Source organism: Bifidobacterium sp. ESL0798 (assembly GCF_029395415.1).
Lineage (GTDB): Bacteria > Actinomycetota > Actinomycetes > Actinomycetales > Bifidobacteriaceae > Bifidobacterium.
The window spans coordinates 1,338,838-1,350,931 of the sequence record NZ_CP113914.1; the positions used below are offsets into that span (position 1 = coordinate 1,338,838).

A 12,094-nucleotide genomic window follows, 5' to 3' on the forward strand; every position below is an offset into this window, starting at 1 on the left:
GACCAAAAGCATGTTTTCCATATTTTTCTTGCTTTTCGTCGCAGTAGCGCAAGCAATCTATTTGCATGCATCCGCGATGGCCTCGCGCTCCATGGCGACAAACCGGTGGACGCTCTGCGGCAACGCATATTTTTCGCGTGCTTCCTGCGCGTATTTCGGCCCCCATTCGGCCAGTTCCTGCGGGTGTTCGATCCACCAGTCGATGCGGCGGGCGAGCGCTTTGGCGTTGCGGGCCGGGAAAACCGAAGAATCCGTCAGCGCGAACTGGCTGGCGGCCGAAAGTGGCGAATCGGCGATGACCGGTACTAGACCCGAGGCAATGCCCTCGAGCACGCTCAGCGATTCGATGTCGACGATGGAGGGATGGACGAGCAGATCGGCTGTGCGTAACAGGTTCGGCATCTCGTCGTTGGGCTGGAACCCGATGTGCGCCGGCCGCGGCAACAACCGCTTGGCAAGACGACGAAGATGCCGCTGCAATGGCCCGGTTCCGCAGATGGTCAGATCGATTTGGGCAGCGTGACGGCTTAAGGCCACGGCACGAATCAGCGTTTCATGGTCCTTCTCGTGGGTAAGCCGACCGGAAGCGATGATGCGGAATCCATCTTCATCGCGTTTGCCGTGCTCGTTGTTGCCATGCTTGTTACCCGATTGTTTTTGTGCAGGATGGAACCGGCTGGAATAGCCGTTGGAGATGACATGGAGCCGGGCCCTATAACCGTGCGCACGCAGCTGGCGGGCAATCATCTGGCTTGGAGCATGGATATGACCGATATGGCGGTAGAGCCAGAAATCGAACAGATAATAAATCAGCGAGGGAATACCCGGGATATAGCGCAACGGACCGGCGGAATAGGTGACGTTTTCCGGCTGAAGGTGAAAGCCGGCGGTCACGGGAATACCCATCGAACGCGCAACGGCCAGGGCGTGCCTTCCGAATTTGAACGGCATATAGATATGCACCACGTCGGCGCCAGCAAACGCATGTCGGAACACCGCATCATCAGGCTCGGCGAATTGCATCTGCTGCTTGGCCGCAAGCCACGAAATGAGCGGCAGATGGTGAATCCCAACGGGATAATCGGGAGCGCCTACGCCGACCAACCGGACATGGTGTCCTTCCCGCTCAAGTTCCTTTGCATATTGCAAGGCAGAATTCGAAGTGCCGTTGCCGCGATTGCCGACCGAGTCCACCACCAAGACAATGGTGAGCGGCTTGGCGGCGTCACCTGCAGCGTTTCGAGAATGTGGCATGGTTCAATTTTAGCGCCGTTGTTGAGTTCACGGCTATCGAAACACCTCAAATGGACTTTGTCGAAACTGTATGACATTTCATATTCTCTAATTCACCGTGCCTGTTTAATTCCGTCCGATAATTATCAAATTCCCTAACCTCACTGATCGACGCACTAATCAATCCATCAACAATCATCAAACAGTGATCTTGCTCGGGGTCATCCCATGCAACAATGAAAATATGAGCGCTGAAACTGCATCATCATCCGTCAACTATCCGCTTGGCAATCCGGCAGAATCACACCAGACGCGGGTGCTGCTATTGGGGTCTGGCGAACTGGGGCGAGAAATCGCCATCGAATTGACGAGGCTCGGGGCGTTCGTCATCGCCGCCGACAGCTACGAACATGCCCCGGCGATGCAGATTGCGCAGGAAAGCCATGTCCTGGATATGACCGATGCAACAGCACTGAACCGATTGATTTCAGCGGCCAAACCCTCCATTATCGTCCCGGAAATCGAAGCTATCGCGACCACAGAGTTGGCGAAAGCCTCTTCAAACGGCATCCAGGTCGTGCCCAGCTCACGCATCGCCGCAATCTGCATGGACCGCGAGGCCTTACGGACGCTGGCGCATGAAAGACTCGGTTTGCCGACCACCCCATATCGTTTCGCGGCTTCGCTTGACGAGCTGAAAGCCGGCGTCGAAGCCGTCGGCTACCCGTGCGTGGTCAAACCGGTGATGAGCTCCTCCGGCCACGGCCAATCCGTGCTTCACGATGACGGCGACATCGAAGCGTCCTGGCAGGAAGCGCAAAGCGGAAGAAGGGACGCGAAAGACGGCGGCATCGCGCATGTCATCGTCGAAGCATTCGCCCCGCTTGATTACGAGCTGACCATGCTCACCGTCTCCTCCAGCGCCGGCATCGTGGTCTGCTCCCCCATCGGCCAGCGCCAGCAGGACGGTGACTATCGAGAATCATGGCAACCGGCACAGGTCGATCCCGGTGTTCTGAGAAAAGCAAAGAAAATCGCCGGCAAAGCGGTCGAAGGCCTGGTCGATATCGCCCACAAAGACGGTGAACACGGCTGGGGCGTGTTCGGCGTGGAACTGTTTGTGTTGAAGAACGGCGAGGTTCTTTTCAACGAGGTCTCTCCCCGACCGCACGACACCGGCATGGTGACGATGATCTCGCAGCGTTTGAGCGAATTCGCGCTGCATGCCAGAGCGGTTCTGGGAATACCTGTCACATCATCAAGCGTTGCGCTCGCCCTCAAAGACGACGAAATCGCAGCCAGCCATGCCGTAGTGGTCACCGGAAACGGCCAAGCCACCTTCACCAACATCCCCGGAGCCTTGTCGCAACCCGATACCGATCTGCGCATCTTCGGCAAACCAACTGTGAACGGCCATCGCCGTATGGCCGTTGCTCTTGCCGTTGGAGAAAATGAAGCCGAAGCAAGGGACAAGGCCGGCACGACTGCGGAAAAACTTCATGTACGCTTGGGCTGCAAGTGAACCAGCATCAATGTTCTTGGACAATCACTGAAGAAAAAGAACCAGAAATCGGAAATCGCACGACCGCTGCTATATGACCATGCTTCGAATATCGTGCACCTGTTCCCGTATATAAATCCTTCGAATCATCATCCTTGACAATCTGGATATCCATGCATTCCTCCGTGAAAATTCCCGTCTCTCGCTACAAATGTAACAAGGAATTTACAATACCTGAATCCAGCGGAGAATGATAAACCTGATAAAACGCTTCTCCAATTCCCAAAATATCGTTTGTCGTATTTTTTGTGCGTTGCAAGAGACGAAATTGTTGGCTTCAGTTGCTATATTTTTGGTTGTAAGTTCACCTATTCAATCAATCTCGTTACTCTACGGGAAGGGCGATTTAATGGAGAAACTGGACATGCTCTACAAGGGCAAAGCCAAAAAACTCTATTCAACTAATGACCCGGATGTGCTGTGGGTCGAATATATGAATCAGGCTACTGCCGGCGACGGCGCGAAAAAGGCCCAGATTCAAGGCAAAGGAAGCCTCAACAACCGCATCACCACGGTTCTTTTCAGGCTTTTGGAAGCCGAAGGCGTCAAGACGGATTTCATCCGCCGTATTTCCGACACCGAACAGCTCAATGAGAAAATCACGATGTTCCCGCTTGAAATCATCATGCGCAACACCGCTGCGGGTTCCTTTGCCAAGCGCTATGGCGTCAAGGAAGGAACGGAACTGAAACGCCCGATTCTCGAATTCTGCTTCAAATCCGACGAACTGCACGATCCGTTCATCAACGTCGACGGCATCGTGGCCCTTGGCCTGGCCAGCGACGAGGACATGGCCGAAGTCTCACGGCAGACTCGTGACATCAACGAGAAGCTCACCAAGATCTTCCAGGACATCGACGTGAAACTGGTCGATTTCAAGATCGAGGAAGGCAAGAACAAAGACGGCGAAATCGTCCTGGCCGATGAGATCACCCCCGACACCTGCAGGCTCTGGGACCTGAAGGACGGGTCCGGCAAAGTCGAACATCTCGACAAGGACCTCTTCCGCAGAGATCTCGGCGACATCATCCCCGCATATGAGGAAATCTACAAGCGTTTGCTTGACCTGGCCGACGCTCGTGGCGTCAAGGTCGAATGACATATCGCTCGTACACCAAAGGATGGTGTACGAGCGATTTTTGGTTGTCCCACATTCCTGTTTTCAATACATTTTTACTTTCCCCTTCTTGCCAGCAGTGCTAAGGACCATCAGTGCTTTCAACAGTTTTTCGCGTATATGTAGAAAAGAAACCCGGCTTTGATGTAGAAGCCGCCAATCTCACCAACGAGTTGCGTGACGTGCTGGGACTCACCGAGCTCGTTCGCGTCCGCATCATCAACCGCTACGACGCCCAAGGCTTGAATTCCAAGCTTTTCGATGCCGCCGTCCCGACCGTTTTCAGCGAACCGCCGGTCGACACGGCCACACGGGAGTTGCCCGATGTAAGCGGGGCCCAGGTCTTCGCCGTGGAATACCTGCCCGGTCAGTTCGACCAACGTGCGGAATCGGCCAGCCAGTGCATCCAGCTGTTGAGCCAAGGGACACGGCCGGAAGTACGGACCGCGAAAATCTACGCGCTGTACGGCAAGCTTTCCCCTGATGACGTTTCAGCTATCAAACGCTACGTGATTAACCCGGTCGACGCACATGAAACAGGACTGGAGACGCGTGAAACGCTGCAAACCGAGGTCAAGGTTCCGGCGGATGTCGAAGTGATCGACGGATTCAACGAACTCGACGACGCCGGATTGCAACATTTCATCGCCGAGCGCGGACTGGCGATGGATCTTGGCGACGCGAAGTGCTGTCAGACCTATTTCCTCGGCGAGCACCGCGAACCGACGATCACCGAAATCAAGGTGATCGACACGTATTGGTCCGACCATTGCCGCCACACCACCTTCGGCACCGAGCTGACGCAGGTCGACATCGACGACAGCGTTGTTGCCGCCGCATTCCAGCGCTATCTCAAGGTTCGTCAGGATTTGGGACGTACCAACAAGCCCGTGACCTTGATGGATATGGGAACCATCGGCGCCAAGGAACTTGAGGCCGAAGGCGAGCTGACCGGACTTAACAAGTCCGAGGAAATCAACGCCTGCACCGTCAAGATCAAGGTCGATGTTGACGGCAAACCGGAAGACTGGCTCTTCCTCTTCAAAAACGAGACGCATAACCATCCCACGGAAATCGAGCCGTTCGGCGGGGCCGCCACCTGCATCGGCGGCTGCATCCGCGATCCCCTGAGCGGTCGCGCCTACGTCTATCAGGCCATGCGCGTCACCGGGGCCGGAGATCCGCGAGTCCCGGTTTCGCAAACATTGGAAGGCAAGCTGCCGCAGCGCAAGCTCGTCACCACCGCCGCTCAAGGATATTCCTCATACGGCAACCAGATCGGGCTGGCTACCGGGCAGGTCAATGAAATCTATCATCCCGGCTATATCGCCAAGCGCATGGAGGTCGGGGCCGTGGTGGGTGCGGCGCCTGCCATCAACGTACGACGCGAAACGCCGGCACCCGGCGACAAGATCATCCTTTTGGGCGGACGTACCGGGCGCGACGGCATCGGCGGCGCCACCGGTGCTTCCAAGGCGCAAGACACCGAAAGCCTCACCGAATCGGGAGCCGAAGTGCAAAAAGGCAACGCCACCGTCGAGCGCAAGCTGCAACGTCTCTTCCGACGTCACGATGCCAGCGTGCTCATCAAACGCTGCAACGATTTCGGAGCGGGCGGCGTATCCGTTGCGACCGGCGAAATCGCGGATGGCCTCAAGATCAATCTCGACAAGGTCCCCAAGAAATACGAAGGCTTGGACGGCACCGAACTGGCGATTTCCGAGTCGCAGGAGCGCATGGCCGTCGACGTGGCGGACACGGACGTGGACGAGTTCTTGCGGTATGCACGCGAAGAGAACCTTGAAGCCACGGTCATCGCCACCGTCACCGCCGAGCCAAGGATGACCATGGATTGGCGCGGCAAGCGCATCGTCGACCTCTCCCGCAAGTTCCTTGCCTCGAACGGTGCCGCGAAGCATCAGAATGTGCGTGTGCTGCCGGCTGGGAATTATACGGTTCCCGAAGACTGGAAATCCGGAGACCTCAAGCAACGCCTGACCTCGTTGGTCAGCGACATCAACGTCGCCGGCAACAAGGGCCTTGCCGAACGTTTCGATTCCACCATCGGCGCCGGCACCGTGCTCATGCCGTTCGGTGGGCGCGAACAGCTGACGCCGAGTCAGGCCATGGTCGCCAAACTTCCCGTGCCAGGCGGCAAGACCACCACCGCCAGCGCCATGGCTTGGGGCTTCAACCCGTATATCACCGAGCGCAACCAGTTCACCGGAGCCTATCTGGCCGTGGTCGAATCGGTATGCAAACTTGTGGCGACCGGCTTCACCCGCGAGAACGCCTACCTCAGCTTCCAGGAGTATTTCGGCAAGCTGCACGATGACCCGAAACGCTGGGGCAAACCGACAGCGGCGCTGCTCGGCGCATTGAGCGCACAGCTCGACCTCAAAGTCGGGGCCATCGGCGGCAAAGACTCGATGAGCGGCAGCTTCGAGCAGGATGGCCAGGAGATGGATGTGCCACCCACGTTGGTTTCCTTTGCCGTGTCGACCGGGAACATGAACGGCACCATATCGCCGGAATTCAAGGGTGCAAGGCATCGCATCGTCTGCATCGCGCCGAAACGATACGGATATGGAAAAGCTGTCGACAACACCAACGATGCCGAGAACGCTTACCGTCTCATTGCCGACCCCGGCGATCTGCTGGAAACGATCGCATTGGTCGAGGGTCTGACCGCCGCCGACCAGACCCTCGCAGTTTCGACGCCCGGTTATGGCGCAAGTGTGGAAGCGTTGTTCAAGATGACGCGCTGGGCAATCGGATCGGCGTCACGCTCGATGATGCCGTCAGTCTGGATGCCTTGTTCGAGCCCGCATATGGCTCCTTTATCGTGGAACTGTCCGAAGACGCCGAAGTGCCGGAAGGCAACGCCCATGTGAATGTCAGCGTTATCGGCACGACAACCGATGCCTACGAATTCGCAGCCGCAGGCGAGGCCGCCGACCTCGATGACTTGCAGGATGTCTGGGAATCCGCGATGGAGGAAATCTTCCCCTATCGCAGCAAGACAAGCCGCCATGCAAGCGAAACCGAAACACGGCCCGAAACGGAAACCATCAATTACCGCAAGGGACGGCAGGCTTTTTATGCCGGCGATCCGTTGAAGGCCAAGCCGCGCGTGCTCATTCCGGTCTTCCCCGGCAACAATTGCGAGTATGACGCTGAGGCGGCGTTTGCGGCAGCAGGTGCCGATCCTCATACGCTGATCGTCAACAACCTCTCCCCCGAGGCCGTGGCACAATCCTCACGAAAACTGGCTAAGGAAATCAAAGCTAGCCAAATCATCATGATTCCCGGCGGATTCTCCGGCGGCGACGAACCGGACGGATCGGCGAAATTCATCACCGCGTTCTTCCGCGCCCCCGCCGTGACCGATGCCGTGCGCGACCTGCTGGGCAACCGCGACGGCCTGATGCTCGGCATCTGCAACGGCTTCCAGGCGCTGATCAAGCTTGGTCTCGTGCCTTACGGCGACATCGTCGATCCCAACGAAAACCAGCCGACGCTGACGTTCAACACCATCGGCCGTCATCAAAGCCGTCTGGTACGCACCCGCATCTCCAGCGACCTGTCGCCTTGGATGGAAGGCTGCAAGGTCGGCGATATCTTTACCATCCCGATTTCACACGGCGAGGGACGATTCGTCGCTTCACCGGAGCAAATTCGACAGCTCGCCGACGCCGGGCAGATCGCCACACAATATGTGGACGAGAACGGCAACGCCAGTATGGATCTGGCCGACAATCCCAACGGTTCCATGGCCGCGCTCGAAGCGCTGACCAGCCCGGACGGACGGGTGCTCGGCAAGATGGGCCATTCCGAACGTCGTGGCGACGGGCTTTACTTGAATGTTCCCGGCCGCGAATTCCAACCGATCTTCGAAGCGGGCGTGCGCTACTTCACCGGCGAAGACGCAAACCCAACGGGCGAAAGGAAGGCCTGAGATGTCATTCGAACTGGAAGACGTTCACGAGGAATGCGGCCTGTTCGGCGTTTGGGGCCACCCCGATGCGGCGCGCCTTACCTACTTCGGTCTTCACGCGCTGCAGCACCGTGGGCAGGAAGGCGCCGGCATGGTCTCGAACGACCACGGCAAGCTCATCGGCCACCGAGGACTGGGATTGCTGACCGAAGTGTTCCACGACGAACACGAGATCGAACGGCTTACCGGCGACCGAGCCATCGGCCACGTCCGTTACGCCACCAGCGGCACCGGCGGCATCGACAACATCCAGCCGTTCATCTTCTCGTTCCATGACGGCGATATCGCGCTGGCCCACAACGGCAACCTCACCAACTGCATCGCGCTGCGTACCCAGCTCGAAAACGAAGGCGCCATCTTCCACTCCAACTCGGACACCGAAGTGCTGATGCACCTGATCCGCCGCTCGAGCAAACCGACGTTCGTCGAAAAACTCAAGGAAGCCTTGAACATCGTCCATGGCGGATTCGCTTATCTGCTGATGACCAAGAATGCGATGATCGGAGCGCTCGATCCGAACGGCTTCCGCCCGCTTTCCTTGGGACGCATGAACAACGGGGCCTACGTGCTGGCCAGCGAGACCTGTGCGCTGGACACGGTGGGTGCCGAACTGGTCCGTGACATCAAGCCCGGTGAAATCGTCGTGGTGGACGACGACGGCTATCGCATCGACACCTACACCGACAAGACCCAGCTGGCGATCTGTTCGATGGAGTTCATCTATTTCGCACGTCCCGATTCCAACATCTACGGCGTCAACGTCCATTCCGCCCGCAAACGCATGGGCGCGCGTCTTGCCCGCGAGGCGCCGGTCGACGCCGACATGGTCATCGGCGTGCCGAATTCCTCGCTTTCCGCCGCTTCCGGTTACTCCGAAGCCAGCGGCCTGCCCAACGAGATGGGACTGATCAAGAACCAATACATCGCCCGCACGTTCATCCAACCGACGCAGGAACTGCGCGAGCAAGGTGTGCGCATGAAGCTTTCGGCCGTTCGCGGCGTCGTGAAAGGCAAACGGATCATCGTCATCGACGATTCCATCGTTCGCGGCACCACCTCCAAGCGCATCGTCCAGCTGCTGCGCGAGGCGGGCGCGGCGGAGGTACACATGCGCATCAGCTCGCCACCGCTGAAATACCCGTGCTTCTACGGCATCGACATCTCGACGACCCGTGAACTGATCGCTGCACGGATGAGCGTCGAGGAGATCCGCAAACACATCGGCGCCGATTCCCTGCAATTCCTGAGCCTTGATGGCCTTATCGAATCCATCGGCCTCAACGCCGACGCACCCTACGGAGGCCTTTGCGTCGCCTACTTCAACGGCGACTACCCCACCGCTCTGGACGATTACGAAGACGAATTCCTGGCCTCGTTGAAGCCGGAGGAACGCGAGCGCCTGCCGCATTTCGCCAAATACGAAAGCCAATACAGCGGCAACGAATACCGCCACGCACAAACCTCAGAGCAGCACGATCGTCGAAATATCAGCACCACAAGGAGGGCATAGCATGCCGAAAGCATACGAACAAGCGGGAGTCAGCGTCGAGGCCGGCTACGAGGTCGTCCGCCGCATCAAATCGCACGTCGCACGCACCAACCGTCCTGGCGTGGTCGGCGGTATCGGCGGGTTCGGCGGGCTTTTCGACCTGGCAAGTCTTGGTTACAAGGAACCGATGCTGGTCAGCGGCACCGACGGCGTGGGCACCAAGCTTATGGTCGCCAAGATGGCCGGCAAGCACGACACCATCGGCATCGACTGCGTGGCGATGTGCGTCAACGACATCGCCGCCCAGGGCGCACAGCCGCTTTTCTTCCTCGACTATATCGCCTGCGGCAAGAACGATCCCGCACTTCTGGAGCAGGTCGTTTCCGGCGTGGCCGATGGCTGCGTTCAGGCGGATTCGGCGCTGATTGGCGGCGAGACCGCGGAAATGCCGGGCATGTACGCGCCCGACGAATACGATCTGGCCGGATTCGCGGTGGGTGTCGCCGAGAAATCCGCTATCGTCGACGGCTCGGGCATCCGTGAAGGTGACACGCTGATCGGTCTGGAATCCTCGGGAGTCCATTCCAACGGATTCTCGCTGGTGCGCGAGGCCCTGTTCGGCGAGGCCGGCTACAGCGTCGACACCTCTCTTGCCGCCATTCCGGAATTCAAGGACTCCGAGAACGGACACGCCGATGATGACCATGCGACAACGCTTGGCGACGTGCTGCTCACCCCGACGAAAATCTACGTCCATGCGTTGAAGCCGCTGTTCGCGGCCGGTCTTGTCAAAGGTGTCGCGCACATCACCGGCGGCGGATTCATCGAAAACATCCCACGTATGATTCCTGACGGCCTCGCCGCCTCGATCAAGGTCGGCACGTGGAACATTCCGCCGATTTTCGAGGTCATCGAACGCGCCGGCAGCATCGATCACACCGAGATGTTCAACGTATTCAACATGGGCATCGGCATGGTCTTGGCCGTCGACCCGGCGAATGTTGAGAACGCGCTTCAGACCCTAGAATCGGTCGGAGAAACCGGCCATGTCATCGGTTCAATCGTTCCCAACACCGGACACGGACGGGTCCTGTTTGCCTAGCTCATACCGAAGCATATTCATCTATACTTGAATATTGGTATCGAAAAACTTTCAAAGAAAAACAAGACAATAGTCAACAACAAAATTCCACTGGCGGAAATTGCTGAAAGGACATGAAATGGGTATGAAGGTTTTGGTCATCGGATCGGGAGCGCGCGAGCACGTCATCGCCGCCACGCTGCTCAAAGGCGCAAGCGTCGATGAGGTCACCGTCGCTCCCGGCAATCCCGGCATGGAGCTCGACGGTATCCGCACCACCCGCATCGACCCGTCCAACCATGCGGCCCTGATCGAGTTCATGCAGTCCAGCAACTATGACTGGGCGCTGGTCGGCCCCGAAGTCCCGCTGATGCACGGCATCGTCGACGATTTCCGTGAAGTCGGTCTCAAGGCGTTCGGCCCCACCCGTGCTGCGGCCCAGGTCGAAGGTTCCAAGGATTTCGCCAAGCAGCTCATGGCCCGCCACGCCATTCCGACCGCAGCCTACCGCGCTTTCACCGACTACGAGGCCGCGGCCGCATACGTTATGGAACACGGGGCACCCATCGTCGTCAAGGCCGACGGACTGGCCGCAGGCAAAGGCGTGACTGTGGCGCTCGACACCCAGACGGCGCTCAAGGCGTTGGAAGACATCTTCGTCGAACACCGTTTCGGCAACGCCGATCTCAAGGTCGTGCTCGAGGACTTCCTGGAAGGCCAGGAGTTTTCGCTGATGAGTTTCGTCAACGGCACCGAGTTCTGGCCCATGCCGATTTCACAGGATCATAAACGCGCCTACGACGGCGACAAAGGTCCGAACACCGGCGGCATGGGGGCCTACAGTCCCGTCCCGCAAATCAGCGACGAAACCGTGAAGACCGCCATCGACACCATTGTTCGTCCTACCGTCAAAGCGCTGGCCGAAGAGGGCACACCATTCACCGGCATTCTCTACGCCGGACTCATTGCCACCGAGGAAGGGCCGAAAGTCATCGAGTTCAACGCCCGCTTCGGCGACCCCGAGACGGAAGCCGTCTTGCCACTTTTGACCAGCGACCTCGGCGAAAGCATCAATGCAATTCTCAATAATGAACAACCGACATTCACCTGGCGTACGGACGCCACGGCGCTTGGCGTGGTCTTGGCCTCCGACGGCTACCCCGGCAATCCCAAGAAAGGCACCCCGGTTCCGGCTATCGACACCGACGCAGATTCCCACATCTATTACGCCGGCGTGAAAAAACCGAAGCATCCCGAGAATCTCAATCCAGCGGACTTGGCTGCTTCGACCAGCTTGGTCTCCTCCTCCGGCCGTGTTCTGGTCTACGAAACGCTCGCCCCAACCCTCAAGGCCGCCCAAACCAAAATCTACGACACCTTGGACGCCTTGGACACCACCGGTTTCTTCTACCGCCACGACATCGGCGCCAAGGCTCTTGAAGCCGTAGTTCCGGACAGCAAACAATAGGACCGAACTCTAAGGGCGAAATTCATCCAAACCCCTGAAACCCTGCGTCGAATTGACAACGGTCAGGAAACAACCGTCAACAGAGGCATCAATGTTACAGCACTTCGATAGCACTTGGAAATAACTCCTACAACAACAAAAGGTCGGT

Annotated in this window: 6 protein-coding genes and 1 pseudogene; 6 read left to right on the forward strand and 1 reads right to left on the reverse strand. The window is 58.1% G+C overall.

Annotated elements, in window-relative coordinates; translation table 11 throughout:
• Positions 1–57 precede the first annotated feature (57 nt).
• Entirely contained in the window at positions 58–1,254 is a 1,197-nt protein-coding gene (locus tag OZX74_RS05690; protein WP_277156009.1) for a glycosyltransferase, read from the reverse strand.
• A gap of 223 nt (positions 1,255–1,477) precedes the next feature.
• Between OZX74_RS05690 and purT the strand changes: the two genes are divergently transcribed.
• The 6 genes and pseudogenes from purT to purD all read left to right on the forward strand — a co-directional run bounded on the left by purT (position 1,478) and on the right by purD (position 11,946).
• Positions 1,478–2,755, forward strand: coding sequence for a formate-dependent phosphoribosylglycinamide formyltransferase (purT, locus tag OZX74_RS05695; RefSeq protein WP_277156010.1), 1,278 nt, complete (start codon positions 1,478–1,480; stop codon positions 2,753–2,755).
• 388 nt (positions 2,756–3,143) lie between these two features.
• The gene (gene purC / locus OZX74_RS05700) at positions 3,144–3,893 is read left to right on the forward strand and encodes a phosphoribosylaminoimidazolesuccinocarboxamide synthase (RefSeq protein ID WP_277156011.1); all 750 of its coding nucleotides are present in this window, start codon (positions 3,144–3,146) and stop codon (positions 3,891–3,893) included.
• A 113-nt stretch (positions 3,894–4,006) separates the two neighbouring features.
• Positions 4,007–7,869 (forward strand): annotated as a pseudogene (locus OZX74_RS05705) (phosphoribosylformylglycinamidine synthase).
• Between the two features lies 1 nt (position 7,870).
• Complete coding sequence (gene purF / locus OZX74_RS05710; protein ID WP_277156012.1) at positions 7,871–9,418, forward strand: amidophosphoribosyltransferase; 1,548 nt, start codon at positions 7,871–7,873, stop codon at positions 9,416–9,418.
• A gap of 1 nt (position 9,419) precedes the next feature.
• Entirely contained in the window at positions 9,420–10,499 is a 1,080-nt protein-coding gene (purM, locus tag OZX74_RS05715; RefSeq protein ID WP_277156013.1) for a phosphoribosylformylglycinamidine cyclo-ligase, read from the forward strand.
• Between the two features lie 118 nt (positions 10,500–10,617).
• Entirely contained in the window at positions 10,618–11,946 is a 1,329-nt protein-coding gene (purD, locus tag OZX74_RS05720; RefSeq protein ID WP_277156014.1) for a phosphoribosylamine--glycine ligase, read from the forward strand.
• Positions 11,947–12,094 lie beyond the last annotated feature (148 nt).

Excerpts from the sequence above, each read along its gene's own strand:
- OZX74_RS05690 (WP_277156009.1), bottom strand. The coding sequence starts at position 1,254 with ATGCCACATTCTCGAAACGCTGCAGGTGACGCCGCCAAGCCGCTCACC.
- purF (WP_277156012.1), top strand. The coding sequence starts at position 7,871 with ATGTCATTCGAACTGGAAGACGTTCACGAGGAATGCGGCCTGTTCGGC.
- purT (WP_277156010.1), top strand. The coding sequence starts at position 1,478 with ATGAGCGCTGAAACTGCATCATCATCCGTCAACTATCCGCTTGGCAAT.
- purC (WP_277156011.1), top strand. The coding sequence starts at position 3,144 with ATGGAGAAACTGGACATGCTCTACAAGGGCAAAGCCAAAAAACTCTAT.
- purM (WP_277156013.1), top strand. The coding sequence starts at position 9,420 with ATGCCGAAAGCATACGAACAAGCGGGAGTCAGCGTCGAGGCCGGCTAC.
- purD (WP_277156014.1), top strand. The coding sequence starts at position 10,618 with ATGGGTATGAAGGTTTTGGTCATCGGATCGGGAGCGCGCGAGCACGTC.